36 protein-coding genes are annotated in these 25,741 nt (G+C 39.4%); all 36 read right to left on the reverse strand.

Going from position 1 to position 25,741, the window contains the following annotated elements; translation table 11 throughout:
- Positions 1 to 75 precede the first annotated feature (75 nt).
- The 36 genes from IGK61_RS11180 to IGK61_RS11355 all read right to left on the reverse strand — a co-directional run bounded on the left by IGK61_RS11180 (position 76) and on the right by IGK61_RS11355 (position 25,740).
- Complete coding sequence (locus tag IGK61_RS11180) at positions 76 to 2,070, reverse strand: BppU family phage baseplate upper protein (protein ID WP_438844832.1); 1,995 nt, start codon at positions 2,068 to 2,070, stop codon at positions 76 to 78.
- An 18-nt stretch (positions 2,071 to 2,088) separates the two neighbouring features.
- Positions 2,089 to 4,917 carry a phage tail tip lysozyme gene (locus IGK61_RS11185; RefSeq protein WP_438844977.1) on the reverse strand — a complete coding sequence of 943 codons (2,829 nt, stop codon included), beginning with the start codon at positions 4,915 to 4,917 and terminating at the stop codon, positions 2,089 to 2,091.
- A 23-nt stretch (positions 4,918 to 4,940) separates the two neighbouring features.
- A complete protein-coding gene (locus IGK61_RS11190) occupies positions 4,941 to 5,639 on the reverse strand; it encodes a phage tail protein (protein WP_438844978.1) in 699 nt (232 codons plus the stop codon).
- Positions 5,640 to 5,650: 11 nt separating this feature from the next.
- Positions 5,651 to 7,945, reverse strand: coding sequence for a phage tail tape measure protein (locus IGK61_RS11195; protein WP_438844833.1), 2,295 nt, complete (start codon positions 7,943 to 7,945; stop codon positions 5,651 to 5,653).
- Between the two features lie 191 nt (positions 7,946 to 8,136).
- The gene (locus IGK61_RS11200; protein WP_086269598.1) at positions 8,137 to 8,601 is read right to left on the reverse strand and encodes a hypothetical protein; all 465 of its coding nucleotides are present in this window, start codon (positions 8,599 to 8,601) and stop codon (positions 8,137 to 8,139) included.
- The gene (locus IGK61_RS11205; protein ID WP_438844834.1) at positions 8,601 to 9,245 is read right to left on the reverse strand and encodes a major tail protein; all 645 of its coding nucleotides are present in this window, start codon (positions 9,243 to 9,245) and stop codon (positions 8,601 to 8,603) included. The genes IGK61_RS11200 and IGK61_RS11205 overlap by 1 nt, the downstream gene beginning before the upstream one ends.
- Before the next feature lies 1 nt (position 9,246).
- Positions 9,247 to 9,615: an HK97-gp10 family putative phage morphogenesis protein gene (locus tag IGK61_RS11210; RefSeq protein ID WP_137264644.1), complete on the reverse strand. Its 369-nt coding sequence runs from the start codon at positions 9,613 to 9,615 to the stop codon at positions 9,247 to 9,249.
- Positions 9,608 to 9,943: a hypothetical protein gene (locus tag IGK61_RS11215; protein ID WP_438844835.1), complete on the reverse strand. Its 336-nt coding sequence runs from the start codon at positions 9,941 to 9,943 to the stop codon at positions 9,608 to 9,610. Before IGK61_RS11215 ends, IGK61_RS11210 begins: the two co-directional genes overlap by 8 nt.
- The gene (locus IGK61_RS11220; protein WP_438844836.1) at positions 9,933 to 10,253 is read right to left on the reverse strand and encodes a phage head closure protein; all 321 of its coding nucleotides are present in this window, start codon (positions 10,251 to 10,253) and stop codon (positions 9,933 to 9,935) included. The genes IGK61_RS11215 and IGK61_RS11220 overlap by 11 nt, the downstream gene beginning before the upstream one ends.
- Entirely contained in the window at positions 10,240 to 10,506 is a 267-nt protein-coding gene (locus IGK61_RS11225; protein ID WP_260603757.1) for a head-tail connector protein, read from the reverse strand. The genes IGK61_RS11220 and IGK61_RS11225 overlap by 14 nt, the downstream gene beginning before the upstream one ends.
- A 141-nt stretch (positions 10,507 to 10,647) precedes the next feature.
- A complete protein-coding gene (locus IGK61_RS11230; protein WP_438844837.1) occupies positions 10,648 to 11,802 on the reverse strand; it encodes a phage major capsid protein in 1,155 nt (384 codons plus the stop codon).
- Complete coding sequence (locus tag IGK61_RS11235; protein WP_438844838.1) at positions 11,799 to 12,473, reverse strand: head maturation protease, ClpP-related; 675 nt, start codon at positions 12,471 to 12,473, stop codon at positions 11,799 to 11,801. The genes IGK61_RS11230 and IGK61_RS11235 overlap by 4 nt, the downstream gene beginning before the upstream one ends.
- Entirely contained in the window at positions 12,454 to 13,635 is a 1,182-nt protein-coding gene (locus tag IGK61_RS11240; protein WP_223132570.1) for a phage portal protein, read from the reverse strand. The genes IGK61_RS11235 and IGK61_RS11240 overlap by 20 nt, the downstream gene beginning before the upstream one ends.
- A gap of 220 nt (positions 13,636 to 13,855) precedes the next feature.
- A complete protein-coding gene (locus IGK61_RS11245) occupies positions 13,856 to 15,547 on the reverse strand; it encodes a terminase large subunit (protein WP_438844839.1) in 1,692 nt (563 codons plus the stop codon).
- Between the two features lies 1 nt (position 15,548).
- Complete coding sequence (locus tag IGK61_RS11250; protein ID WP_257601796.1) at positions 15,549 to 15,911, reverse strand: hypothetical protein; 363 nt, start codon at positions 15,909 to 15,911, stop codon at positions 15,549 to 15,551.
- A gap of 85 nt (positions 15,912 to 15,996) precedes the next feature.
- Complete coding sequence (locus IGK61_RS11255) at positions 15,997 to 16,329, reverse strand: HNH endonuclease (RefSeq protein WP_156233202.1); 333 nt, start codon at positions 16,327 to 16,329, stop codon at positions 15,997 to 15,999.
- Between the two features lie 197 nt (positions 16,330 to 16,526).
- The gene (locus IGK61_RS11260; protein WP_438844840.1) at positions 16,527 to 16,712 is read right to left on the reverse strand and encodes a hypothetical protein; all 186 of its coding nucleotides are present in this window, start codon (positions 16,710 to 16,712) and stop codon (positions 16,527 to 16,529) included.
- Complete coding sequence (locus IGK61_RS11265) at positions 16,705 to 16,965, reverse strand: hypothetical protein (protein ID WP_438844841.1); 261 nt, start codon at positions 16,963 to 16,965, stop codon at positions 16,705 to 16,707. The genes IGK61_RS11260 and IGK61_RS11265 overlap by 8 nt, the downstream gene beginning before the upstream one ends.
- Positions 16,955 to 18,151, reverse strand: coding sequence for a helix-turn-helix domain-containing protein (locus IGK61_RS11270; protein ID WP_438844842.1), 1,197 nt, complete (start codon positions 18,149 to 18,151; stop codon positions 16,955 to 16,957). The genes IGK61_RS11265 and IGK61_RS11270 overlap by 11 nt, the downstream gene beginning before the upstream one ends.
- Before the next feature lie 223 nt (positions 18,152 to 18,374).
- A complete protein-coding gene (locus IGK61_RS11275; protein ID WP_074934690.1) occupies positions 18,375 to 18,788 on the reverse strand; it encodes an integrase in 414 nt (137 codons plus the stop codon).
- Positions 18,789 to 19,052: 264 nt separating this feature from the next.
- Complete coding sequence (locus tag IGK61_RS11280; protein WP_438844843.1) at positions 19,053 to 19,253, reverse strand: hypothetical protein; 201 nt, start codon at positions 19,251 to 19,253, stop codon at positions 19,053 to 19,055.
- Entirely contained in the window at positions 19,243 to 19,551 is a 309-nt protein-coding gene (locus IGK61_RS11285; RefSeq protein ID WP_438844844.1) for a hypothetical protein, read from the reverse strand. The genes IGK61_RS11280 and IGK61_RS11285 overlap by 11 nt, the downstream gene beginning before the upstream one ends.
- 39 nt (positions 19,552 to 19,590) lie before the next feature.
- Entirely contained in the window at positions 19,591 to 19,956 is a 366-nt protein-coding gene (locus IGK61_RS11290; RefSeq protein ID WP_438844845.1) for a hypothetical protein, read from the reverse strand.
- Between the two features lie 33 nt (positions 19,957 to 19,989).
- Positions 19,990 to 20,268: a hypothetical protein gene (locus IGK61_RS11295; protein ID WP_438844846.1), complete on the reverse strand. Its 279-nt coding sequence runs from the start codon at positions 20,266 to 20,268 to the stop codon at positions 19,990 to 19,992.
- A gap of 37 nt (positions 20,269 to 20,305) precedes the next feature.
- Positions 20,306 to 20,767 (reverse strand): hypothetical protein, encoded by a 462-nt coding sequence (locus tag IGK61_RS11300; protein WP_438844847.1) that lies wholly within the window; start codon positions 20,765 to 20,767, stop codon positions 20,306 to 20,308.
- 2 nt (positions 20,768 to 20,769) lie between these two features.
- Complete coding sequence (locus IGK61_RS11305; RefSeq protein WP_438844848.1) at positions 20,770 to 21,012, reverse strand: hypothetical protein; 243 nt, start codon at positions 21,010 to 21,012, stop codon at positions 20,770 to 20,772.
- 9 nt (positions 21,013 to 21,021) lie between these two features.
- Positions 21,022 to 21,354 (reverse strand): hypothetical protein, encoded by a 333-nt coding sequence (locus tag IGK61_RS11310; RefSeq protein ID WP_438844849.1) that lies wholly within the window; start codon positions 21,352 to 21,354, stop codon positions 21,022 to 21,024.
- Positions 21,354 to 21,587, reverse strand: coding sequence for a hypothetical protein (locus IGK61_RS11315; protein ID WP_438844850.1), 234 nt, complete (start codon positions 21,585 to 21,587; stop codon positions 21,354 to 21,356). Before IGK61_RS11315 ends, IGK61_RS11310 begins: the two co-directional genes overlap by 1 nt.
- Positions 21,584 to 21,727, reverse strand: a complete 144-nt coding sequence (locus tag IGK61_RS11320) for a hypothetical protein (RefSeq protein ID WP_010747487.1) — start codon at positions 21,725 to 21,727, stop codon at positions 21,584 to 21,586. Before IGK61_RS11320 ends, IGK61_RS11315 begins: the two co-directional genes overlap by 4 nt.
- Positions 21,728 to 21,901: 174 nt before the next feature.
- Positions 21,902 to 22,378, reverse strand: a complete 477-nt coding sequence (ssb, locus tag IGK61_RS11325; protein ID WP_438844851.1) for a single-stranded DNA-binding protein — start codon at positions 22,376 to 22,378, stop codon at positions 21,902 to 21,904.
- The gene (locus tag IGK61_RS11330; protein WP_153883196.1) at positions 22,375 to 22,629 is read right to left on the reverse strand and encodes a hypothetical protein; all 255 of its coding nucleotides are present in this window, start codon (positions 22,627 to 22,629) and stop codon (positions 22,375 to 22,377) included. The genes ssb and IGK61_RS11330 overlap by 4 nt, the downstream gene beginning before the upstream one ends.
- Positions 22,626 to 22,967 carry a VRR-NUC domain-containing protein gene (locus tag IGK61_RS11335; protein ID WP_438844852.1) on the reverse strand — a complete coding sequence of 114 codons (342 nt, stop codon included), beginning with the start codon at positions 22,965 to 22,967 and terminating at the stop codon, positions 22,626 to 22,628. The genes IGK61_RS11330 and IGK61_RS11335 overlap by 4 nt, the downstream gene beginning before the upstream one ends.
- Positions 22,964 to 23,212, reverse strand: coding sequence for a hypothetical protein (locus tag IGK61_RS11340; protein WP_153883198.1), 249 nt, complete (start codon positions 23,210 to 23,212; stop codon positions 22,964 to 22,966). Before IGK61_RS11340 ends, IGK61_RS11335 begins: the two co-directional genes overlap by 4 nt.
- Positions 23,213 to 24,451 carry a DnaB-like helicase C-terminal domain-containing protein gene (locus tag IGK61_RS11345; protein WP_438844853.1) on the reverse strand — a complete coding sequence of 413 codons (1,239 nt, stop codon included), beginning with the start codon at positions 24,449 to 24,451 and terminating at the stop codon, positions 23,213 to 23,215. It lies immediately after the preceding gene.
- On the reverse strand, positions 24,441 to 25,244 hold the full coding sequence (locus IGK61_RS11350; RefSeq protein ID WP_438844854.1) for a phage replisome organizer N-terminal domain-containing protein: 804 nt from the start codon (positions 25,242 to 25,244) through the stop codon (positions 24,441 to 24,443). The genes IGK61_RS11345 and IGK61_RS11350 overlap by 11 nt, the downstream gene beginning before the upstream one ends.
- Before the next feature lies 1 nt (position 25,245).
- Positions 25,246 to 25,740, reverse strand: a complete 495-nt coding sequence (locus IGK61_RS11355; protein WP_438844855.1) for a hypothetical protein — start codon at positions 25,738 to 25,740, stop codon at positions 25,246 to 25,248.
- Position 25,741 lies beyond the last annotated feature (1 nt).

The following is a 25,741-nucleotide window of genomic DNA, read 5'->3' on the forward strand; positions in this document are numbered from 1 at the left end:
AATATTTACTTTTTTCCGACAGTATTAGCTTATGTTGCTAAATCACCAACTCGAATGTTTATGACAACACGAAGGTTATAACGATACATACTCAACTTGAACTACAACTTCACCCGCACCAATTTTTCCGCCAGGTGTAGATACAAATATAGGGTTATTTGCATTAAAATTTGTCAATGCTGGAGTAAAGCTAACTACTGAGTTTATCGTTTTATTTGTTTCGCTAATAGTATCAAGGTATGTTGTGATGTATGGGGCTACTTCACTCATAACTTTTATTTGCACTCCAACATCAGCACTTGTTGCTTCAGTATATATTAGCTTTATATTTGTAATCCTACCATTGTTATTTGGGCAGAATAAAAGTTGCTTTTGATAATTTCCCGATAAATCAATAACTTTGCTTACTTCAAAGCGTTCCTTAGATGGATTTATAATTTTACTTGTTGAACCAGAACCACTTTTGTCAACAACAGATTGCGGAAATGACCCGTCTAAACTAATGACTTTTGTCCCGCTCGTGATCCCAACGTGTTTTATGTTAGATAGTGATCCACCTTGACTACAAGATTCAAATGTTACACTTGCTGTATCTTTAACGAAAACTTCAAACCCTTCAACATCACCTACCGTTGAAGTGGGGCCGAATCCGCAACCAATAAACTTAACTACGCTTCCTGATCGGATTAAAATTGGCGAATTAAGCAAAGCGTCAGTAGGAGATAATATACTTTCAAAATTACAACTATCAAAGATAATCTGTCTACAATTTGAATCTAATGTCATATATCGAGCGGTTCTGTCGTTTCTCCCCCCAAAATTACAAGATATGCAGTTCAATCTTGTAACTCCCGCCAATTGAAAACCTAAATCAGATGCGTTGCTATATACATAAATGAATGTGTTATTAATGGATTGACCGTTTGATTGTATGCTTACAGATGTATTACATTCATTTATTTTCACATTTTGAAGAATGTTACCCCACCAAACATTCCCAGCTCTTATCCCATAGTAAAACTGATTGATTTTAACATTTAAAAATAGTTGTTCTGCTCCACCGTTTGATAAATTCAGTGAAATAGCAGTGTTAGAAGTGCCTATACCTTTTAAAGATGTGATATCCAAATCCATTATTTGTACACCACGAGCATTTGAAACTACTGTTATTGCGTTAAAAGTATTTTCGTTCGTTATTATAGACGTAACGTTCATACCTAATCCAACAAGGATGACATTATCATATAATGTTAGTGTAGATGATATTAAAAATTTAAAACCATTTAAAACAACTTTACCTCCACCTATTGAATTCACATAATTTATAGCTGACTGTATAGCTACTGTATCATCAGCGACTCCATCTCCTTTGGCATTGTAGGGTTTCTCAGTTACATCAACCCATCCACCTAACTTTTTCGCATTTTGTGCCAATTGCGCGTTAAATTCCTGTTCTTTATCATCTAATCTTGCTTTTAAATTAGGATGAGTGACCCCATCGGCGGAATCTCGTGCATCAATTAATTCTGTCAAAATTACACCGCCGGGGTCAACACTTTCCAATATTTCGCGGTTTTGTTCCACGAACTCTTCCCAAGAAATTTTTCCCGAATCTTGGTAATCCAAAAACTTACGATACAATTCTTTAAACGTCCACCAATAGTTTGAATCTTTAAATGGCTGTGTATAAATAGATTTCTCAACTGTATAGAAAAATGATCTAGTACTAAATTGTTCGATCCATTCGCCGTTAGAAAGTTCTTTCCTGAAACTGAAGTAAGCTTCATTTCGTCCTACCATCTGCATTGCATTCGCTGATAATGTGTATTTTAAAGCGCCTTTCGCACCATCGTATGCGGTTACCGGTTCTTCTGATACTCCTTGCCCTGTAATTTCTCTTGCCATAAGACAAAAAAATGGTTTTAACCCTGCGAAATTTTTAATTGTTCCATTCTCTAGCACAGTTACCTCAAATAACTGTGTTTCGTCATCAGCTTGTCGTACTTTAACTTCACCAACTAAATTATCTTCTGTTGTCGATAGCATTAATTTGTATGTGATTGTAGCCAAATCCATCACTCCTAAAAATTATTTCGGCGGAATAACGATAGATGAAATACCTGCAGGGCTTGTGTACTGCCGGTCGAATTTCCCTATAATCATTCCTTGTTCCGTGTTTTGTTCATACGTTTGAATGCGTCCATTTTCTAAGTCACGAATGATTCCAGTATGTCCATAGGTATCATCTACTGTTGGCCAGTTTGCCCACAATGCTCCTCTGGTGATATTGATAATCGCACCGACAACTAATTGATCGTAGGTTGGGTTAAGAATCACAGACCAACCAACAGCTGCCCAGTCATAGGCTATCCCGATATCACTTGCAGCACTTGTATTGCCGATAACATGAGTTAATCCATAGCGTGTGCCTGCGCCTAAGCCGCAACCGCCAAGGAATCCGCTATACTCTGCTGAAGCGGCGTAACACTGACCGTTCCCGATTCTTCGACCAACTAATGTTTCTAAATGCGCTAAACCAGCTGCGCCGACTTCTTGCGAAGCTTTTAGCCCGTGTAATTTGTTGTACCATGTCCTTGCAAAGCCTTGTCTTTCGGGATGTGCTGCGGCTGGTCTTTCAAAGTTTAATTCGAATGCTGTAGCGGCTTGTTCTACATTAGTGATAGCTTTAAATCCGGCAACGCTAGTTGGTGGAACTTGTCCGATCCATTGTCCGTTGTACATACACCACTCAATCAATTTTGCTTGTGCTAACGAAGATGTGTAATCATCTTTGATATTTGCGGCAACCATCAAGCGTTGCACGTATTCTCGTCCGTCATAGGTTGGTGATCCAACTAATGGATATGCCGAGCCATCCCATTGGACCCAACCAAAAGCAGGACCGCCTACTTGCGCAGTGTTCGGATTCATTGAAGCGCCAACTTCACCTTGGATATTGCCCAAAATACCGGCTGTGGCTTCTTCTGAGTATCCGTTTGCCAATGCGTAACTCCACCAATCCCAAGCGAATTTCTCAGCATCGGTTGTTAGTTCAGGAGGATAGCCGCCAGTGCCTGTTCCACCGCCCGGTGAAGGTCCACCATTTTGACCAGGGATAACCTTTTGACCGCCGATATAGATTTCTTTTGCATCGACACGTCCTTTGAATTCAACGTTTGCATTAAATACCACATCGTCTTCAAACGTAATTTTCCCATTACGAAAAGTCCCTTCACCGCTAAGTCTATATAACGGTGCGTCAGGTGTACTTTCTTTTGGAATTTGAAAGACTGCAACTGATTTTCCATCGCCATCGCCAGTATTGATTGAAAAGATGTAATTCGGTTCTTTCCAAATAGCAAATCCATTGATATTCTTGTTAGCGCCATAAGTAGCAGTAATCGCTCCTAATGATTCTCCATGAACATCATCTAATCCAGTAGAAACAACCTGTTTTTCAAAAGAAACCTTTCCACCTTCAACCACAACTTGGAAGTCTTCATCATCTAATGTCTTCAAAGCCACCCCTTGAACGAGGATGCCTGATAGAATACCTGCAGTGATAAAGTCAGCCACAATCGCTCCGTCTTGAGTCATTGCCAATCCATAAGGACCATTCACACCGTTTTTCGAATATCCTAGTCCACCTAAGTTCCATCGCCAAACTTTTTGAGCATCTGCAACAGACGGCTTATCCATGATTAAGATTTCACTAGGCGCCTTTTCAGGTCGCATACGAACGTAGCCACCTTTTGTTCCAGTGATCCAACTAGAAGCATTTCGAACGGCTTCAACCAGCAATTCAGTGCGACTTTCAACCTTTTGACGAAGCTTTGCCGTCTCGGTTGCCGTTGCATTGGTGTAGAACTCGATATCATTGCCTAAAGTCACGCTCTTGTATTTGCCAAGCGTTGGGTACCAAGTGTACTCAATCATTCGTTCGGCTACTTCAATGCCTAATTTTGCAACCGTACAATAGCAAGTATCACCGAAATGAAGTTTAGCTATTTGTTCATAAATGTTTTCTTCCTGACTTTTCTCATCGTTACCGTCTTCGGCATCTTTTTTGTATTCCAATGTATGCTCAAGTTGGACCATTGAAACCGTATGAGTGATTGAAGGCTCATGTACCCGATCGACATCAAATTTTGTTTGACCCCATTTTTTCAAATCTGCAACAGTGGTTAGTTCTGAATTTTCGTATTTACCAATGCGGCGGTTTTTGTCAGTTACTCCTGTCAATTCGAGATATTTGTACGTGATAGGCTCTTTATCTTCATCGTAATCGCGTTCTGGCACCCCGCCGATTAAATACAAGCTATTGTAATAGTTGCCGTCTATCTCTTCCTCAATCGATTCTAGGTTCACTCCTAAATCAACACGATAGCCATTGTCTTTCCCGATTCGAGATAGCAATCTAAAACGATAGTTGTCCATATCCAATTCGCCAGCAGTGATACTCGCTAGATTCTCGTTACCATTGTTTGAACCAATCACAGCATCAACTGGATTAGTCTGTTTTACAGTGAATTGGTGGACAGTTTGAATATCTGATTCAAATGAAAAAGGCTGCTCAAATGCTAGGGCAGCCTTTAATCTACTCATGATAATTGATCCAGTACCATTTTGAGTGAAACTACTCTCAATGAAATTCCGACTCAACATGTAACCGATCGCTCGTCCAGTAATAGAGAAAGAATTGAGATTTTTTGTTACCTTTTTAATCTCAAAGTATTTCATCTTGCCGTCTTCATCTTCTGCACGAATGAAGTTATCTTCTTTGAGATATTCCACATTTTGACCATCTAATGAATAGTTGCCATAAAAAGTATAGTCACCATTTAGAATACGGTTGATTTCAGGTAAATCAGCCCAATCGATCAAAGCGTGACCGTTCGTTTCTAAGTCCGCTGGCATTTCTTCATAAACATAAACTAAACTCACAAATACACGCTCCTTCTTAAAATTGTGCCGCTAGAAACACCTGTGGTAGTCAGTTTGTTTTCTCCCGGACGAACCAACGGCCATTCTCCTTTGCTGAAAAGTGTTTTCGAACCTTGAATAATTTTTCCGTGTTCGCAATCGACTTTGATTACTTCGGTACTGCTGTTTGTAATCGTCAACGAAGTATTGTTGATTGTCAGTTTGACGTTGCCGCCTGTTGGTTTCAATTCAAGGTAAGGTTTTGCTGTTTCATCGCCCGGATCATGAAAAACAAGTGAAGTAGCGAATGGCAATGATTGCTCATTAACTTTCCGTTTAAAAGGTTGGCATCGAAAGGTTAAATCGAAGGTATAGAAAAACCCCCACTCGTTTTCAAACTCAGTAGGGGAATCCATCATGCAAATAACGTCTCGATAGGTATTGTAATCATTATGAGTAATCAACTGCCCACGACCTCGCAACCATCGTTTTACTTCACGCAAGCGATCATAAGGGACTGTGATTGATTCGACTTCAAGATTGTAAGGTTCATAATCATCAAATGTTTCGTGTAACGATCCGCTTCGTCCTAGTACAGTGATTTCTTCGTAGCGTTTGTTTGGAGAGATCTCAGGAAGTTCAGTTTCGATAATACAATCCATATCCATAACTGCGTTGATTCCTTTGAATATAAAATTCGGTGTATCAGCATCCATGAACATTCCTATCACCCTCCCACTCCACCAAGTGCTTGTTTGCTTGCTTGGTAAATTTTACGATTCATTTTGTTTAGCTCGCTTGGGTTATTTGCGTCTACATTGCCAATGTGGATATGTTGTTCCACTTTGGAAGGCTGTACTTTACCACCAATACCTTTGCGTTTTTCTTCATCTGATAATGGAGTAACGGTTGTCTTACCGTTTTTATTCGTAAGCAATTCGGGACCTGCTTCACCTACGATCGCTTGGCCATTCAGTACATGACCGCCATCTGCCAAATAAGGCAAAGTAGAAATGCTAAAGCTTTTTCCACCAACACCAGGAACCCATTTCGGAATTTTAATGTTATTGAGACCACCTAGAAAAGCATTGATTAATCCAATCATTCCATTGAATGGCGCCTTTGCCATGGCTGCAATACCGTCAAAGATACCGCCAAAAATATTTACAACACCATTCCAAGCTCGTTCCCAATCACCTGTAAATATGCCAGTTATAAAATCTATAAATCCGGTGAAAATTCTCTTGCCTGCATCGAAAAAGTTTTGGAAATTTTGTATGATTCCTCCGAAAATATTGCTAATATATCCGCCCATGAAATTAAATACTTCCACCGCTATATCAGAAACGCCTTGGAAAAATGCATTAACTCCATTTCTAAACCATTCCACTTTGTTGTAGGCAAGAACTAACCCTGCTATGAGCAAAGCAATACCGGCAATTACCAGAACAAAAGGATTTGCTGCTAGTAATGCCGTCATTCCAGACCATACTCCTTGTAAAACCCTTATTCCAGTTGCGATTTTGGTAACCGAACTCATTAGCGTTCCTAAAACAACTAATACAGGACCAACTGCAGCAATGATACCTGCTATGGTTATAATCCAAGTCTTCGTGCCTTGATCCAGAGAATCCCACCAGCCTTTAAAACTCTTCAAAGCATCAATCGCTATTTCAAAGAAAGGTAATAAGCTGATTTGGACGGATTCACCTACGCCAGCTAAAGCTAATTTCGCATTGTTCATCGCTTGGTTAGACTTATCAATTGGATCTAGCGTGGCTTCAAATGTTTCTCCCACCGAACCTTGACTTTCATCGGCGATTTTTGCCAAGTCTTCTAGGTTTAACGTTCCTCTTCGAATTGCATCTGCCATTCTCGGACCGCCTTTGGTACCAAAAACTTCTGCAGCTGCGTTGATTGCATCAGTTTCTGAACTAGCATTCTTAATTTTATCTTGAAGTTCACCTAAACCCTCAGACAGAGATTTCCCGTCTTTAGCATAGGCAACCGTAGCTTTCGATAAACTACTCAATGCTGCATTTCCATCAACACCGGCTTGTTCGAATTGACCCATCAAAGTAACACCCTCGCCAAAACTTAGACCTAGCTGTTTGATTTGCGGGGCACCTTTGATAGCCGAATCAAACAGACTATCTACTGCTTGACCTGTATTTTGAGACGTTTTTGTTGTAACATCTAACACTTTGTTCAAATCATCATAGGACAAATCATAGGCTTCGATCGCCTGTCTTGCATAGATAGCGGATTGAGAAACGTCTGTGCCATTAATTTCAGCAAATTGAAGAATATAGTTGGTCGAATCCTCTAATTTTTTATCCATGAAACCAAATTGGGTATTCACTTCTCCAATTGCTTCTCCGACCGTTTGTAGCTCTAAGTGAGTGTTTGAGCCAACATTTTCAAACGAAGTTGCCAAACTGTCAGCAACATCGCCGGTTGCTCCCGTCTTGGTTATGATCGTATCTAGCGCTTCATCAACTTCTGAGAATGCAGCTAGCCCCGCCGCTCCGGCAGCCACGATTGGAGCTGTAACGCCAATTGACATCTTCTTGCCGACATCAGAAACCTTTTCACCAGCTTCTTCGATTTTTTGTAACTTTTTGGCTGTATCAATAGATACATCACCTTGTTCTTTTAACGCTTCATTTGTTTCATCCAAAGCGGCTTTTAATTTGTTTTGGCCAGTTTCAGATTCAAGCATCTTCTTATAAAGTTTTTCAGATTCTGCCGAATACTTGCCAGTTTCTTCAACCGATTTTTCATATTGTTCACGCAAAAGTTCTGTTCGCTTTTCAGCGAGCGATAATTGATTTTCGAGTTTCTTTTTCGCAGCAGTTAGCTTTTCAGTTGCCGTTGCGTCTTTATCCATAGCAGACACTTGGTTTTTGTACTCAGTAGCTGCTAAGTTCATTTCACGATTGATTTCCTTGATCGTTTTAGAGTAATTGACTTCTCCATTCGTCTTGAAATTCAAGACTGTGTCTACCTCTCTTACGGCCATCTTAGCACTCCTTTCCTACCACCAAGGGCTTTGATCCATTGTTCTCGTTTCCGGTGGTTCAAACTCCGTATTACTTTTCAACCACTGGATATAAGATTTAAGCCACAAGTTAGGTGTTGCTTTTAAAAAAAATTCCTCACTCCAATTAAGTAGAGTGAGGGCAACATAGAGATAGAAGCTCCATGGAGTTCCTATCTCTTGTGTTTCTTCTTGTTTTTTCCTTTTTTCTTTTGAGGAGTTTGATAATCTTGTGGCTTCTTCGATTTTTTTAAGTCTTCAACCTGAAACTTTTGATTACTAAAAATTTCCATGCATGCGCCATAAGCCTGTAATACATCGCCGTTCATACCTAAAAATTTGAAAATAGTTTGAGGATCTTCTTCTAAACCACCAGTACGTAGCATTCCATAAATCAACGAACGCATGATTTTTAAATCTGCAGGTGTCAAGTTACGAGAATTAATTTCCCCGTCACTTTTATTGATCAAAAGATTCATGTCATTTTCAAATTTCGAGTAATCTTCCCCATATACATCTGCAATATATTCCATCGTTTCCATTGTAAATACAACGGGAAAGTCATGCCCTTTAATATTAACCACACGAGAGTTTCCTAAGTCGTCAATATTAATTCCGTAGTCAACTAATCTAGCCATTACTCGCCACCACCTACTGGAGGAATAGCTGCAACAATTGTTTGCCATTGCTGTTCAGAATAGATTGGTTGAGCAATGAATTTTTCGAACAATTCAATTGATCCAGTAGTTCTATTTGAATCAAAGCTTGAATACATAACGTTGTTATAATTCAAGGCAGTTGCTACTAAGTTTGCCGTCACATCATCGATCTTTGTTTCATCTTCTTCAGTTGCGTACTCTTCATCAATTACATTAGATAACTGAGTTTTCGGATACCAGACTGCTTTCCGACCGCCACCTTCGATTTTGCCGATAAATCCAAATGCAAAAAACGGGAATTCACGAGCGATATTTTTCGAGAAGGTTACACCGCTTTGAGCGATTAATCCTTTCAATTCATCCATGACATCAATCGGAATGCCCACATGATCCAATCCTAATTCGTGTTTTGTTTCTCGTGATACACGGCGGAACATCTTGCTTGATGCCCATTTTTCTAACGTTGAACCGTTCCCTTTTACAGCCAACTTAGTAGCGATAGGTAGTCTTACAATTTCGCTATATTCTGGCGCTTTATTTACGCCATCTTGTGCAGCAGGAGACATCATAGCGATCAAGATGTCTTCAAGGCCTTCAAAATACAATACATCTGTTTTGCCCAAATTAATTACCTCCCCAAAGATCCATGATTTTCTGAGTCATGATTTCTTCGATTTTATTTTTGTTCTGTTCGTAAGTCCCACTAGCAAAATTCTGTGCCCTTTGATTAGTGGTTCCATTCTCTGCGAATCGCCAATAATATGCTGTATCTTCGAAAGCAACTCTTACTCTGTCCTTCTCGACCACAACTTTTATTTGATCTCGCATATGCTTTCTTTTCATTAAGCTTTTAGGTATACGTGGCAACATTTTGTCGACATAGAAGTTTGCGGCTTCTTCCAATGATTCCAAAGAAACTTTGACAGGATCTACTCTACTCAACTCGCCCAATATATCTGACATTTCAGCAAATCCGTTTTTGTTACTAGGCATCTTCAACACACCTCACATAAGTATAAAAATTTGTGATTGTATCATCGTTTTCATCGCCTTGGATACCTATAAAATCCGTATAAAGTATACCGGCATTTTCCAAAGCTAGTTCCAGAACTCTTAAATCTTGTTCTGTACCTGCCGTAAATAATGACACTTGATAATAAGGCGTTCGTTTATGGACTTTTGAAGAAGCCATTTTTTTGCCATTGCTAACATTTGAATAAACGATATACGGATAGTTTGTACCTCTCGCTGCTTTATCACGAGTAACTGGCAAGTTTGTTGATTTGAGGGCGGTTTTTAAGTCATCCAAATTAATTAACATACGTCAAACTCAACTCCATTTCCCTACTCTTTGGCAGCGTATAAATGCGTGCTATGTTATACGCAACACCGTCGATTTTAACGCCGTTTGTTTTCTCTGTGATAGATTTATCCCAACGGCATTTAATGCGCCTTACAACGTCCGTCTTGGCTTGCTGTGATAGGTATTTTTCTTCTGCCGTTATACCGATTTCTATATAGTACAAATCACGAACTTTCGTTCTAACTTCGACAGGTCTGTCGTTGTCATCTACGAGTTCTTCAATCTTTTGTAACTCAGCGATCCACTGTAAATCATTAAGTAGGCTCATCAGTCAACACCTCCAAAGCGAAAATAGGTTCTAGAGCCATCAACGCTTCTTTGAGATCATCAGATGAAAGTCGGTGTTCAAACATGACGGTTGTCACCATGATTTCTAAATACTCTTGCTCATAGCCGATTTTCTTTTTTACGTATCGTTTCGCTGCTTCAGCATAAAAAGAGAGCATAGAATCATCCATGCCCTCCTCTAATCGGATATGTTTTTTTAGGTTATCTAACAAATTACTTTCCAATCTATTCACCTACCAATTCCAATAATTCTGATTTAGTAGCATTGGATTTGTAAGAAATACCAACCGTATCTAAATAGGCTTTTATTTCCACAACAGTATTGTCACTAGTCGGCTTTTCTAAGTCGGCTACCCCTAACGAAGTAGGGGAAATTACTCCCCCGCTGTTACTTTCAAATGAGCAAACGCTTGAGTGTAAGTTACAGCCCAATCAAGTACTGTGTACCCTTGATAGCGAGTTTCACGATCTACTACACTACGTTCAGTTTGGATAGAGAATGGCTCGTTTGTATTTTGTACCACACCTGCAGCTGGGTTGCCTAATACAACTTCGCCCGCTGGAACACCATCATCTTCTACAACTGGAATGCCAAAAATAGTACCCACACCACCATCAACTACTTCTCGAATGAAGATAGGTCGACCAGTACCATCTACTACTGTTGCCAAATCGTTCCATACAGTTGTAGATTTAGCATAAAATTTAGCACCTGCAGCAAATTGAGAGACTAATTTAGAACGTAAATTGGTAAGATCTGCATATTTGATAGTATCAGTTGCAGTCACAACTTGTGGAGTTCCTGATTGCTCAGACAATACCGTCAAAACACCTTTAGGTTGTTTTACACCAGTTCCAGTGAAAATAGCTTTACCTAAGGTACGTCCTACACGATCAGCAATTTCAGCTTGGATATAAGGAATGAATTCCTCGATAGACATAGCTTCTAATTTGAATGAAACACGGACAAGTTTTGCTACTTCAAATCCAGTCAAGGTGATTTCAGCAAATGTGTTTTTCTCGTCTTCTGCTGGAGTGCCTTCATCGACAAAGTCTGCATCCCCTGCGTCAATAGAAACATGTTGCTTGATTGTCAGATTACCTCGAACATTCAATTTGCGAATCGCTCCATAAAATGGATGTTGCTCTTCGATCATGCCCAAAATTCCAGCCATAGTTGTTTCTGGAATCAAAATAGGTTGGTTTGCTACTTGGTGAGTATACGCAGCATTGTTTACTTTTTCGTAAGCAACTTTATCCTGCGGATCAAGTTCACGACCCATTAAAATCTTCGCAAATACATCTTCATATTTTGGTGTTGCCACATCTTTCACTTCTCCGACTTTTTTCAAATTTGCCACCTCTTCTGGTTTTTTATTTTCCAGTGATTTGTTTTCCACTGCTTCTGTCTTTGGTTCTTCAAAGATCGCTTTAGCTTCTGGATTGTCTTTCATCAGTTGATCCAATGCTGCGTTTGCTTCTGCTGTCTTGCCTTCTTCTAATAATTTTTGGATTTCTTCGAAATTCATTTTTTATCCTCCTTGAAACGCAAAAAACGCAATTTAGCTTCTGCCAAATCCCGCTCTTCTTTGTCCTTCATATTTTGTAGTTTTTTGATAAATGACGAATTGGCTAAATTCTCAAAACCAGCTACTAAAAGCAACTCGTTTTCTGAATCTTCAACCATTCCATCAGCAAATCCATAATCAATTACTTCTTGTGCGGTCATGAATGTTTCTTTGGCCATTAAATCTGCCAAGCCTTCTTTGTCTAGTCCTGTTTTTGCTACATAAGCATCTAGCAAAGAATTTTCAACGGTCGTTAATAGTTGAGCCGCTTTTTCCATATCCTTTTTCTCGCCACTAACATCAGCTAACGTTGGATTGTGGATCATAAACGTAGCTACTGGACTTACAAGCACCTCATCAAATGCGCAGGTAATCAATGTACCGATACTGGCCACCAAACCACTTAACTTAACAGTCGTTTTGCCTTCGTGGTTTTTAATAATGTCGTAAATCTCTTGTCCGGCAAATACAGATCCACCGTTTGTGGTCAATGTAATTTCTACATCTTCACTTCCAGCGTCTTCTAATGCCCGTTTGACGTTTCCCGGATAAATTGAATCTAAATCAAACCAATCGAACAATTTACCCACATTGTCGGAAACGACATCGCCTTTAAGCTGAATCTTCTTCATTTGCACCCCCCTCTCTTATATTGTTTTGCCCAATTCTGTCAGTGTCTTTTCGAAGTAAGCGCATATCTCCACCTTCGACAGGCTCTAATCCCAATGCAATTGTTCTATATTCATTCACAGTCATCACACCACGATCTAGCCAGCCAACCATTTGTAACTTCGTTTGCATGCTTGCAAATTGAAGATTGTTGGATTCAAACATAATTGAATTACCCAATGCTCTTTCTCGCCTACTAAAAAAAGCCTTTGTAAATCCATCTGATAGTTGGATCAACACTGGCTCGATTTGAGTTTCATAATAGGCAATCCACTGGTTTTCAGTGAAATTAGATTGAATAATTGAATCATTGGAGTTGAAAAGGTCTAAAATACGCTGTCTCGTTGCGGCTGACTGTTCTTTTTCAGGAACATATGAATAAGGTTGCACCTGAACTGCATCAGCCTTAGAATCGACACCAGCGGCTCCAATACCTTCTGAATCTGTCCGAAGAAAATCTTCAACAAACTGCTTCGTATTTTCTTTGATATCTTCAGGCCGCAATGTTTGATTGAATTTAAGCAGCCATTTAACAACGTTTGAGTTTCGAATCGCTGCTATGATCCCTTGGTCGGTTGTTTGGACCACTTCAAGCAGTGGCAAAAGTGACGGTGCTAGACTATCACCCAATATTTCATTTGAAGTAAAGTCATTCCTAATGTGAATGAGGTCCCGATATCTAAAGGTATAGGATTTGCCATCACGTAGAACGAACTTAATGAAATACTCGCCACTAGGGCTAATTAATAACTCCAGAGAGTGAGAAACGATTGGATAAAGCGCAATAGGCTTTCCGTTATCATCTTTTTCCACATAAATAAAGGCATTCCCATTTACCCGATATTGCCAAATCGTTTTTTCGAGCAGCATTTGCATGCTCATTAAGGCGTTGGGTTCCTGAAGCACCATCGATACAGCAATATTAGGATTAATCTTGTCACCAAACCTATGTTTAGGCACTGTCTTCCCAACTGCATTTGCAAGTGGTCGCACAGCGCTTCGCACAATATCGGCTTCATAAACATTCCCACTAAATCCAACAAATCCAGAACTAGGTTCGTCAATCATTTGAAACTTCGTTACAGTTTTCGGAGTTTCGTTTACTTTTCGATTAAATAATTTCAATTTCTCACCCCTTTCTATTAAAGGCGGTAGCCTATTTGGTCGACTTCAATTTAACAAAGTCGTTGCCATTTAAATTGTTGTACATTTCTTGTGCTTTTTTCTTGCTAAAGAAACTAACAATTTTAATTTGTAAGATTTTCAAATAAATTGTTTTCTTAATCTTTAAGTGGATTGTCACATTTCCGTGATTCTTTTCTTCTGCCACAAAAATCACCCCTTTCTAAATCAATCCAAGGTATTCTTCCATATAGCGCTCATAGGTTGCATAAGCGTCCAAAAGACTTGCCAAACCATCAATACGTTTTCTCGGATTGTTGCCCTTAACAGGTTTTATATTGGCATTCTCGTCCGTTTTTATACGTGTGTTAGAGATACACCATTTCAATAACCCGTTATTGTTGTAATTGATATTGTCACTCATTAAATCAGCGCCCAACGCTTTCATAGGAGCAGAGAGAGATTTGAATCCTTGGTAAACTGCTTCAGGAACAGAGGGTCCAAACGCATTCTTCAATTCATCGATCAGATATCCCGAACTCCAAGCATCATACCCAATTTTGAATGGATAAATATCGTATTCCATCTGCATTTTCAAGAACCACTTTGTTATATCCTTGTAATCCACTTTACTGTCACCGGAAAGAGTGATAATTCCTTGGTCTTTCCACTTATCGTATGGCACCTTATCGTCCTTCATACGCTCTTCGAACAAGTCACTTGGCATAAAGTACTGTTGCATGACATAAAGCTTGTTAGGCTCGTCCTTGATGCCAAATATTGCAGTCGCACAAGTTAAGTCAGTGGTTGCTGACAAGTCAATACCGCCAATAAAATACCTTGGCTTGAGTTCAAGCACATTGAAGGTTGATTCATTGTTGAAATCGTTGAAGCTTAACCATGCGTCAGTATCGGATTCATTAATATTGAACTCTTTACAAAGCATGTTGCGCACCATACGAGGATTTTGTTTCGCAAGGTCAACTTTTTCCTTTAATGATTGCAATTTCTTGATAACGCCGATTCCCGGATTAGCTTTGACCCACATTTCTTCGTCTCGCCACTCCTCTGGATCGTCTAATTCGTACATGAATGGAATTGTGCGATCGTCATGATAACCTTCAGCATTATCCCATCCATCAATGATATCTCCCATTTCCTCCCGAAGTTCATCGAAGATGTCTTCACGAGTTGTACCAGAAGTTGTAGTGATCAAAATCAAAGGTTGTTCACGAGCGGACATACTATCAACGATTACGTCATACAGTGGACGTCCGCCACGCCCTTTCCACGAATGAATTTCATCCATCAATGAGCAATGAGCGTTTAACCCGTCCAAACTATCCGAATCACTAGCCAAAGGTTTAAATTCAGCGTCGTTAAATTCGGCTACCATGTCGGCCACTCTAGCTTTAATCATTTTTCTAAGCGTTGGTGATTTTTTAACCATCAATTTCGCTTCTTGCCAAATGATTTTCGCTTGATCTTTCTTAGCAGCCGTTGCCAAAATCTGAGAACCGTTTTCCTGATCGGCAATCATCATGTAAAGTCCGATTGCTGAAGCGATTGCCGACTTACCATTCTTACGACCTATGAGTAGAAATACTCGCTGATACTTTCTATTGCCCTCGATATCCACAAATCCAAATATCGCTTCAATCATTGCCTTTTGCCAAAGCATCAATTTCAAAGGCTTGTTCGCTTGCTTCCCTTTTGACGGGTGGCAAAACTTTTCTATGAAGTCAATCGGGTGTTTCGCACGTTTTGGATCAAAATAATAGTCGCTTTCTGTATTTTGCAGATCAGCGACTAGTTTTTTATATAGTTTGAATATCTTTAAAGAGACTGCTATGCTTCCGCCATTTTGCCTGAAGCTTTTCCAGTATTTGAAAATGTTCGTTTCTCGATAGTCCACATCAATCCGCCCTCTCGCTTAGAAAGGCGCTGAATTCAGATAAACCATCGTCATTTCTAGGAGCATCTTTAGGCAACAAGCCAAGAAGTTTCTCAGTAACTGTCGTATATCGTTGGATAGTTGTGTTGTATGACTTCAAAGCAGGGTGTTCACGCATGATTGAGTACTCACCTTGCGGCATTTCGTTAATTACGCCTTCATTTTGAATGATTTCTTTTAATTCGAGCAGCGTTGCTTTCATAAACGCTGATTCTTCAATCAAACCCTTAATTGTTCGTTGCTTCTTACTATCAACTTCCTTGAAGATATCCGTTAGTCGCTTTATCTCGTTCGTTACTAGACGCTTCCTCTTCTTATCGTCCATCTAAATCCTCCTTTCTTTTGGGGTGGGGGTTATATGAAATTACCCTGTGTGTTTTTCGGAGTTCCATCCCCGATTCCTAACCGATTTATTTTTTTCGATTCGAACGGGGGATAAGGTTGCCGTTGCCATCGAACATTACATCATCATTAATTATTTTTTCTTTTTCAAAATGTTCTTTATTATGACAATCAAGACATAAGTATTCTAAGTTACTCCATGCCAGTGATACATCTGGATCATGTATAGTCTCCTCTGTTAGGTGTTGCTTATGATGGACTATATATCCTTTGACGATCTTGTTCTTCTTTATACATCTCTCACACAATCCACCAACTGATTTAATATATCCTGCTCTACAGTTACGCCATGCCTTAGACTTATAGAATGGTTGTGATATGTGTCTAGGTACCACATCCATACCTCCTTAACCTCTCCACAATATGCAGGTCACTCTTCCAACCATGCCCAATGTATATCAACCTATGCTGATCGATATACTCGTCGCTAAACTGCTGATAGCATTCAAGCAACGTGTGCTTTGGTTTCAACTCCGCTTGTCGGATGTTCTTATGCCTTAGTATTCCTACTGATAGTTGGATGTAATAGTAATGCATATCAGTCACTAACTGCGGCCGCAATCACCGCAATGATTAAAATCAGTATTGTTAGTCCTACTCCAATTAGAACTGGAGTAAATACTAACCACCAACTCCAAGCAATTACTCCAAATAATTTAGCAACGACAAAAATTAATGTCAGGATACTCAAGAACCCCAAGCCACCACTCTTTTCTTTATTCATTATTATTTCCTCCTTTGGATTTAATATGCTCATTCCAAGACTCACGCACATAGTCTTCTCTAAAGCAATACCAGTCATCGTAGCAAGCCTCTTTAACGAGATCTTCTACATTATTAAAAGATCCAATATAGTCATCTGAATCTCCACACATAGGGCAAACTCTTGAAGTGATTTCTTCGTCATATTCATCTAAAAAGTAAATATCGCTTAAGCAACTCACGTATACATAGAACGTTTTATTTTTAGATGTCATACGTCACCCTCAACCTTTCGCTATCATATTCAAACAACTGCAGCACCTTCTTGCCCATAGTCCAACCATTCTCTATCTCGTAGCTGTCATTCGGCTTAATGGTCCCTAACTGACGATGTATCACACCTTGATAGTCGTTCGTCTGTTGTGTGTGGAAATGACCTGTGATTATCTCCCGTGTAGTTGCCTTACTCCACATATCAGAGAATTCAGTAGCAAATAACATCGGCAAATCCTTCCGCTTGCCATACTGCCCATGAGTAATCATGATCGCCACGTTATCCAACATGAACGCTTGTCGGTACTTATTGTGGTAATTTACTTTGATGTCTGGATACTTGGCTTCTAGATAAAGGAGAAACATGTATTCGACGGATCCGCTGTGATTTCCTTCAGCATGTTCCACAGTCACTTGCTTCGAATGTCTCACACACTCAGTAATCAACATATCGAAAAACGCTCTTGCATCCTTGATAGCTGTTTCCATATCCACATCGTCTAATACTGTGCCAGCCATCGTGACCGACTTCTTGATTTGGCTGCTATGGAATAAATCTCCTAGCTGACCAATAACAATCTGCTTATAGCCTTTTGAGATAACTTCAATCATTCTCACTAACTTATCTTGCAAATCCTCTAGCTTAGTGATGCCAAAATGCCAATCAGCCAAACCGATGAATAAGTTTCTGTCACCCGTCTTGATTGCGGTTAGTTTTACTGGCTCGATTGATTCGGTGAAGGCAGATGTGTTAAATGCCTTGTGCTTTGGCTTGACCACAAACTTCAACTGCTGATTCCATTTCTGGATATCCGCTGTGGTAGTCGTCCACTCATTAGTTGTTACTTGAGATATTTCCCATTCTTGCGGATCATAGCCTTTGTATTTGAGGATATCCTCTGGCGTTTTACTGTCCTTCTGGTAGAAAGCCATCTTCACATCGAATTCAGCTTGGGAAATAGTACCATCTATGTTGTAACGCTTGTTTTCGTTGATTGATTGTCCATCAATTTTGCGAGGTGGCGTTACTTTGTTCAATCGTTGACGTTTGCTTTTTACACTGATCTTGGTAAACTCTCTTCCGCACTCGTTTGATAATATGATTGCTATTTCTTTATTGGTATAACCTTCATTGATTAATTCTTTGAGCCTATCAATTTCTTGTTCTGTCCAGTTTATGTCTGCCACCTCGCTTTTCTGCAAAATAAAAAGCCACTCGCAATGAGTGACTAAAAGTACTATGTAACAAGTTTTCACTGACTAGCAGTCGGGATAACTATAAACCCTAAAATTGTATCGCCCACAGAATAATTTTTCGTATCAAAAGGAGGTTGAATGCCGTTGTGCTTGTGGGCGATATCTGATAATACTAATTTACCACGTTTTTATACCTCGAAAGTTTGAAAATCGTTTAAATATCAAGGCTTCTATCCAATTCTTCAAAGAATTTGTCTCTTAAAGTGAATGCTTTATTCCTGCCACACTTGATAACCAGATTATCAACTAAACCTTGCATCGTGTATTGCGGAAATCGCTTGATATACAACTCTCGAATGATCGTCTCAGTGTCACTGCCGCACTCATCGAGAAGTTCTTGTACAATCTGCTTATTGCGTTTCAACCGCCGAATCTGCTTATCCGTCTCGATGGTCCACAATGTGCCGAACATCAAATCGCTGTCGCTTCTTGTTCCCTTGATGTCCCCGTTAACATCTTCTTCTCGATACGGAACCCGAATCTCTTCTTCAAGCTTCCTGACGTACTTATCCGTATCTCGGTAATCTTTCAACACTGCCTTGACTCGTTCAACACGCCATTTCTCCAATCACTTGCCCTCCTAGCTCCTAAATTTTCCAATCAACCAAGTAATACACTCTATTATTCCGAATAGAAGACCAGATGCCTTAAAGCGCAATCTACTAGACTTATCTCTGATTTCAATTCCTGGTCCAAATATCAATAGCATCAAAACTATCACTTGAAAGTCTAACACTCACTTGCCCTCCTCTTTATCTTCTTTACCAAAAATCACGCTTGCAACCACTGTCGCTACGACTGCGAGAAAAATCGCTACTGCAAAGTCCATCATTCATCCTCCCGCTTCCATCGCATCCCTGACTAACGGATCGTTGATAATAATCTTGTACTTCATTTGCTCATACTGCAGCTGTTGTTCTAGCTTCAAGATTTGCTGTTGTTGGTCCACTATTGTATAGGATAGCCAACTTAGACCTGCGATTGTCAGCAGTATTGATACAATAGCTAGTACTGTATAATGATTAACTTTCATTAGCTTGCTCCTGAACTAACACAAGTAATTCATTCTCTACTTCATGAATCTGCTCAAACAAATCACTTTTCGCTTCGTTGATTGCTTTCGCCATAATCTTACGAGGCACACCAAAATGCTTATTGTTTCCCTCAAAAGCATCCCAAAAACACAACTCACAATCGCTAGACTTAATTTCGCCACCGTGTTCTCTGCGGAATGCATCGCCAAAACGTTCTCCATGTTCTAACTCACTATCAAGTTTTTTCAACTTATCAGACAGTTCACTTACTTTTTTACAAAAATCAGGCCAATTCATTCTTATCCCTCCTGTTTGCTATCGCTGACGATTGCGGAATTAATCTTTTGGTGATAAGACCCATTGACTGAAAATAATTAGGACTTTAAGAGATTCATCATCAGACAAGCTCTGAAAATTACGTATTGTATCGTCTTCAAACATAGACCTATCACTATCAACCAAATAGTAAAATAGATCCCAAGCATGGCTGTGTTGCCAGCTGTAAACGTATTTTAAATCATCTAATAGCTCTTGCTGACTATTGTTGAGTTGCGGTTGTTTTAACATTTCAACGGCTTTATTAAATTCACTAGCGGTATAGCTTTTCCCATCAACTATTATTGACGGTTCAATATCTATACTTTTAAAAGTCGCACCACTGATTGTACCTGCAGTTATTTTGCGTTCTTCACTCACATTCATCACTCGCTTTCTGCTATTTCGTCGGATTATCAACTAAACTACCTGAGCAAGTCCGTCAAACGACCCATCTCCGTTTTCCCAAACCTCAATTTGAAAAACAGCACCATTTTCTAATTTCTGCTTCAATTTGTAATATCCATCAACAAGATCTTCAACTTCCTCAATATCTTCTGTCGCATAAATTTTTTCATGTTCAAGATTATTTTGTTTTAGGTAATCAACGTAGTGCAATCCCCAAGATTCATCTAAAAATTTCGTATAGGCATGAGATAGAGAATTAGCTCGGAACTCTTTATTCTCGTATTTAAACATTTCTTATTCCTCTTTTCTTAGTTGTGTATTTCTGTCATTAATGGAATGAAACACATCCACTGTCACTGGCTAATTCAAAAGCTTTTTTGAAATCCAAATATAATTCGAAATCACTTTGACCTAATTTTTCCTTAGCATCCTGTTCCAGATCTTGAAAATCTTTTGCTAATTTTTTTGAAACAACAGATCCTATAAAACCATCACAATCAGAGAACATAATTAATTCAAATAATTGTGAATTTGAAGCAATCTGTTCAAGCTTATCTCTGAAACGATTGTAGTATCCGTAACCCCCTGCTCTAAAACCATATTCAGATTCATAGGAATACACGCCAGCCTTCAAACCTTGTGTACGCCCCTTAAAATGTTGCTCGGTATAATCTAATGACGCTTGGTCAATATCAACCAAGCTTTCCCAATTTACTAAATCTCCGTCTTCGTCTCTTTCTGGATTATTAACTCGTTTTAAATTCTTATATGCTGTAATATCTAAACCCATCTTCATTCCCCTCCAATTTGGTAATTTCTTTCCTTACTTCTTTCTCGTGCTATCGCCATATCTATTATTTTTTTGAAAATATCCCACTCCTCGAAAGTCATTTCGATGTCGTGCTCCTTGATGGCATGGGCATCCCAAACCTTTATATACACGTTTTCTGACGACACTGTCACATCTAGTTCATGTGTATCACCTACGTATTCACAAGTAATTTTTAATTCTTTGATTTCTGCTGATAATGCCATCTTTCCACCTCATTCCGTAATTTCTTCCGATTGCTGACTCAATATCTCGACCGTTGCACCTGCAAAATTGCCTTTCTTCAAAGGTATCTGCAATCTGCATGCTCGATCCAAAGTCCATTTGTTCAGTCCTGACATCTCTGAGGCTTCACGCTGTGTGCTGAATTCTTTGACTTCACCATCTGGAAAAGTAAATCTGACCGGCGTTGAGTTGTATCTATTCTGCTTTGGTCGATCGTAACTCTTTCCCCACAAAGCCTTTCTCAAAACTCTGATTTTGTCTTCATCAGCACCTGGCGTATTAACTAGCTTTTCCAACCGATATAAATCTTCTTTGTTAGCCATCATTCCACCCTCTTCATATCTCGCAATCTAACAACTGTCCGATCGCTGCCAAACGTCACAATAGCTGAATTCTCAAGTACTTTGACACACACTGCTTTGAAAGGTGTTTTAAAACGTTCGGTCACGCACCAATACTCGATACCTGCTTTTACTCTCCGTTGCTTTCTGACTACTCGTGGCGGCGGGCTATACTTGCCGTCCTGCACGCCTGTTATTGTGTCTGCTAGTTTCATGCTTTACTCCTCCGTTCCATTTCCTCGGCTAGCCATTCTTGTTGCTTGAGCAATCTCTCGACATGGCTGTCGATCACTTTCTTTCTCCATACTAGGTCCTTATCTGACATGTTTCTGATTTGGATTTGTGTTGGTGTCATCTGCTCACCTCTTAATATTGATAGTTATTTTCCCAATAAAATACGGTGTAAATCCCCTCGTTGCGTACGATCGCTTGTATATCGCTTTGTTTTATTTTTCTGTTGTTAATGAATTTAATTAACGAGCTCGCCTTTAAAAATTCCGCCTGTTTCAATTCCATATCTACTCACCTCTCAAAATGGAAGGTCTTGACTATCAATATCGATATCTATTGATGAGTTGCCAAACGGGTCTGATTCATCGTTGTTGCGGTTTGGTTGGTTGCGAGTGTAATTATTCGTTTGACTATTTGAAACGCCGCTACCTTGTGTATTTTGGCTAGAATCGGCTTTCTTGCTTTCTAACAACTGGAAGTTGTCCGCAATCACTTCGGTGACATAAACTTTTTGTCCTTGTTGGTTATCGTAAGAACGCGTTTGAATCCGCCCTGTTACTCCGATCAATACGCCTTTTTTCGCATAGTTCGCTAATGTTTCAGCTGGCTTTCTCCAAATAACACAATTGATGAAGTCCGCTTCTCGCTCTCCGCTCTGATTCGTAAAGTTGCGATTCACAGCTAATGTGAAGGTGGCAACCGCGGTTCCGTTGCCTGTGTATTTCAAATCAGGATCTTTCGTTAGTCTTCCGACCAAAGTTACGTTGTTTATCATTCTGAGTCCTCCTCGTTTACGAATACATCCAACAAGCCATCTTTTTTTGGCAAAGCGACTATCGTATCCATTACTTGAACCTTAACTGTTCGTTCTTCCTCTTCCACCACGCTAATGATAATTCCATGTCCATCATCGAATTGTTGCACGATGACGTATTCATCGGTTTTAATATCAATTCCTAGTTGATTTAAATATCTTTTAGCGTTTTCGAATGCCTCGTTCACTTCTTTATTCACATCTAATTTCAATTTTGCTCCTCCAATTCATTTTCAATCGTTCTAGTACCTTGGATTATTTCGATTGCTTCAACCAGATTCCTAGCTACTCCATTGAGACAACCTTTCCGATTTTTATCTAAAAGGAATTCTTTTTGCTCTTGTTTTAATTTCCCTTTCGGCATTTTGATTTCTATAAAGAAAATCCGTTTATCATCTTTTCGGAATCCAAACAAATCAGGGAATCCTTTTTCAAGATTCATTTGCTTATGGCTAGCTCGTTTGACTGGCCCTGTATCAACCTTCCAGCAATCATGCCCGATTACCTTGAGTGAATTTCTGATTTGCTTTTGTAAATCGAGTTCGTTCACATCTTTCCCCTCGCATTCAGATATCTTTCGGCAATCTGTTCTTTGGTTTCATTGCCATTTAGGAATGGATAACCTTGTGCTTTTTCTTCCTCAGCTATTTCGATCGCCAACCACTTAGCTTCTTCTGCATTCGCTGGCATATTGTTTTCTTGAAACACCTTAACTTGATGTTCCAATATTTTGACTAAGTCCGATCGCACAAGGCCGTTTTCTTTGAAGATAGCCAGATAGGTTTGTCCGTCCATCTAACCTCTCCATTCGTCAAAGTCTACTGAGAAATCCATAAACTTCTTGTCGAAGATAAACGGTGCAACTCCTGTCATGCCTTCTCTGTTTTTGGCTACATCGCATCGAATCTTGCGACTGTCTTTATCGTCAGCAGAAAGCAAGAGTGTGACATTCGCATCTTGTTCTAATGATCCAGATTCTTTCAAATCACTGAGCATTGGCCGCTTGTCTTGTCGCTGCTCGACTGCCCTACTTAACTGAGCTAGCAGCACAATGGTGATTCCGTAGTCTGTTGTGAGCTTCTTCAACTCTCGTGTGACTTCGTTCATCACTTGACGCTCATTTTTGCGAGTATCGTTCACTGTGATCAACCCTGCATAGTCTACAAACACGACATACTTCTTATCACTCAAACGCTGCTTAATTGCGTATTTGATATCGTTCAAGTTTGAGTACTCGGATGTATAGACACGTAGATCAAATGTATTTTTCATTTCCTCATAAGCTTTGCGCGCTTTGACTTTATTTTCCTGTGACAGCTTATCCTTCCCCACGAATAGAAGTGAGTTGATATGTGTCTCTTTTGAAACCAGTCGTGTCATTAGCTCGTTTTGGCCCATTTCAAAAGTGAAAAAGTCGCACTGAACATTTTCATTATCTGTAAACAATTTGTGCATGATATTCAAAGCAAACGCCGTTTTCCCTGTAGCTGGTCTCCCAGCTAAGACAATCAACTTGCCACCAGTTAGCCCGCCACCAAGAAATGCATCTAGCGGTTTGTATGTCGTCAGAACATCGCTTGGTTTATCTAAGTTCTCCGAGAATTCAGAGAAAGCTTTATCCAACTTGCCATCAGACTTAATATGGTTCACGTCACGCTTTTCTTCTAACAAGCGTGTTAACTTATCGCCATCTGTCTTAGAAAGCGTCTCAGCGTATTTTATGGACGCTGAGTGCAGCTTGCGATCAAGATAATCATTGTGTATGATTCGTGCTAGTTCTCTTTCGATTCCAAGCTGATTAGCAGAATTCTTCAAGATGTCTAATTCATCTACTGTCCCTGATTTGAAGTAATCAATGGTTCGCATTTCTCGGTGAACCTGTTCAGTGCTGTATTTCATTCCTCGCAGTCTAGTCATTGACTCTACAATCAATTTGCACTGAGGACTTTCAAACCATTCTGAATCGATATCAATGTTTGTAATGATTGATGGATTGTTTAGCATTTCAGCCACAAGTTTTAACTCATTGTTCATAGGCTTCAGACAACCTCCTTTGAGATTCAGCAATTTCATCGGAGATTGAAGAATTAGCTTGTGGACGATACTCATTCAAATAATCATCAAACTTATTTCCAAAAAGTGTTGCTGGTCTTAGGTACTTATTCATTTCTTGGTTGTTCAACCATTGGTTTGTTTTCACATCAATTACTTTTTTGAAATCATCTAATCGTTGACCTTCGTTCCATCTTGCTTTGATAAGGTCTTTCCATTTCTGAGTAACCTTGAATGATTTATTTGTTGCTTCGTTCAAGTATTTGATGATGTCGCTATATGGTATTTTCTCTTTATCTATATCTCTTTCTTTATCTAATTCTTTATCTATATCTGTACCGTCACGTGACGTCACGCTAACGTCACGCTCTAATAGAAGCTTTTCTTGTTTCTTCCGTTCACGATATTCCCTGTTTCTTATGGCGTTTTTCAACCTTACTTGTTCCATGCCTTCAACGTTTTGGTGTTTTTCCCAATTGCTAATTGCTATTAAGCCATCGTTGCTAAGATCGATCATGTTGAAACTAGCTAAGGTCGTCAGTGCTAATCTAACTGTGTTGACGTTTTTACCAAAAAGGGTTGCCAGCATTTCTTCTGAATAGGGCATATTTCTTTGTATATAGATCAAGCCATCATCATTAGTCTTCCCTGCTAATACGAGAAGTCTTATCCAAATGACTAAGATTGCATCTGACTCAGGAACAGCTTGAATTAACCTTATTTTTTCATCATCAAACATTGTCGTCTTAAGCTTAATCCAACTTATTTCTGCCACGTTATCCCTCCTTTGAATCGGACAACAAATGCTTCAAGTAGGATAATATTGCTAAGGTATCTTGAGTTGTAAGTTCATAACCATCTTCATACATTTCATCAGCGAATCTAATTTGTGCCCGCTCGTGTGCGTAATTTTCTCCCACAGATCTGCCAATTACTCTAGAATATCCTGATTGAAATCCACTGTTATACCAATATCCAAAAACTTCTCTATTTGAAAGCAGTTCTGGCAGATATCCACTTTCAATCTTGCTGATGGCAAAATTCAATAGATCCTTAAACTCTTTTCCCCAATCTTCGTACTTTCTGCAAATCACAAGTTGCATTCCAACAGCTGTTTTTTCATCACGCTTGCTAAATTCTTCGATATATTTTTCTTGTAATTCAATTTCTTGCAATAGCTTTTTCTCTTGCCTGGTAAACGTCTCTCTAAGGACTTTTAGTTCATTTTGTGAGTCTTTTAAACGTTTGTAATTGTCATTAATCGTTCTCAAG

It is taken from the genome of Enterococcus sp. AZ063 (genome assembly GCF_051715045.1).
GTDB lineage: Bacteria > Bacillota > Bacilli > Lactobacillales > Enterococcaceae > Enterococcus_D > Enterococcus_D casseliflavus.

Bases quoted from the DNA above. Each gene is read 5' to 3' on its own strand.
- IGK61_RS11185 (WP_438844977.1), bottom strand. From the start codon at position 4,917: ATGCCAGCGGACTTAGAAACGAACGGTCACGCTTTGATCGATTGGGCT.
- IGK61_RS11190 (WP_438844978.1), bottom strand. From the start codon at position 5,639: ATGGATGCTGATACACCGAATTTTATATTCAAAGGAATCAACGCAGTT.
- IGK61_RS11195 (WP_438844833.1), bottom strand. From the start codon at position 7,945: ATGGCCGTAAGAGAGGTAGACACAGTCTTGAATTTCAAGACGAATGGA.
- IGK61_RS11200 (WP_086269598.1), bottom strand. From the start codon at position 8,601: ATGGCTAGATTAGTTGACTACGGAATTAATATTGACGACTTAGGAAAC.
- IGK61_RS11210 (WP_137264644.1), bottom strand. From the start codon at position 9,615: ATGCCTAGTAACAAAAACGGATTTGCTGAAATGTCAGATATATTGGGC.
- IGK61_RS11215 (WP_438844835.1), bottom strand. From the start codon at position 9,943: ATGTTAATTAATTTGGATGACTTAAAAACCGCCCTCAAATCAACAAAC.
- IGK61_RS11220 (WP_438844836.1), bottom strand. From the start codon at position 10,253: ATGAGCCTACTTAATGATTTACAGTGGATCGCTGAGTTACAAAAGATT.
- IGK61_RS11230 (WP_438844837.1), bottom strand. From the start codon at position 11,802: ATGAATTTCGAAGAAATCCAAAAATTATTAGAAGAAGGCAAGACAGCA.
- IGK61_RS11235 (WP_438844838.1), bottom strand. From the start codon at position 12,473: ATGAAGAAGATTCAGCTTAAAGGCGATGTCGTTTCCGACAATGTGGGT.
- IGK61_RS11250 (WP_257601796.1), bottom strand. From the start codon at position 15,911: ATGGACGATAAGAAGAGGAAGCGTCTAGTAACGAACGAGATAAAGCGA.
- IGK61_RS11255 (WP_156233202.1), bottom strand. From the start codon at position 16,329: ATGGATGTGGTACCTAGACACATATCACAACCATTCTATAAGTCTAAG.
- IGK61_RS11260 (WP_438844840.1), bottom strand. From the start codon at position 16,712: ATGAATAAAGAAAAGAGTGGTGGCTTGGGGTTCTTGAGTATCCTGACA.
- IGK61_RS11265 (WP_438844841.1), bottom strand. From the start codon at position 16,965: ATGACATCTAAAAATAAAACGTTCTATGTATACGTGAGTTGCTTAAGC.
- IGK61_RS11280 (WP_438844843.1), bottom strand. From the start codon at position 19,253: ATGAAAGTTAATCATTATACAGTACTAGCTATTGTATCAATACTGCTG.
- IGK61_RS11285 (WP_438844844.1), bottom strand. From the start codon at position 19,551: ATGAATTGGCCTGATTTTTGTAAAAAAGTAAGTGAACTGTCTGATAAG.
- IGK61_RS11290 (WP_438844845.1), bottom strand. From the start codon at position 19,956: ATGAATGTGAGTGAAGAACGCAAAATAACTGCAGGTACAATCAGTGGT.
- IGK61_RS11295 (WP_438844846.1), bottom strand. From the start codon at position 20,268: ATGTTTAAATACGAGAATAAAGAGTTCCGAGCTAATTCTCTATCTCAT.
- IGK61_RS11300 (WP_438844847.1), bottom strand. From the start codon at position 20,767: ATGGGTTTAGATATTACAGCATATAAGAATTTAAAACGAGTTAATAAT.
- IGK61_RS11305 (WP_438844848.1), bottom strand. From the start codon at position 21,012: ATGGCATTATCAGCAGAAATCAAAGAATTAAAAATTACTTGTGAATAC.
- IGK61_RS11310 (WP_438844849.1), bottom strand. From the start codon at position 21,354: ATGGCTAACAAAGAAGATTTATATCGGTTGGAAAAGCTAGTTAATACG.
- IGK61_RS11315 (WP_438844850.1), bottom strand. From the start codon at position 21,587: ATGAAACTAGCAGACACAATAACAGGCGTGCAGGACGGCAAGTATAGC.
- IGK61_RS11320 (WP_010747487.1), bottom strand. From the start codon at position 21,727: ATGACACCAACACAAATCCAAATCAGAAACATGTCAGATAAGGACCTA.
- ssb (WP_438844851.1), bottom strand. From the start codon at position 22,378: ATGATAAACAACGTAACTTTGGTCGGAAGACTAACGAAAGATCCTGAT.
- IGK61_RS11340 (WP_153883198.1), bottom strand. From the start codon at position 23,212: ATGGACGGACAAACCTATCTGGCTATCTTCAAAGAAAACGGCCTTGTG.
- IGK61_RS11345 (WP_438844853.1), bottom strand. From the start codon at position 24,451: ATGAACAATGAGTTAAAACTTGTGGCTGAAATGCTAAACAATCCATCA.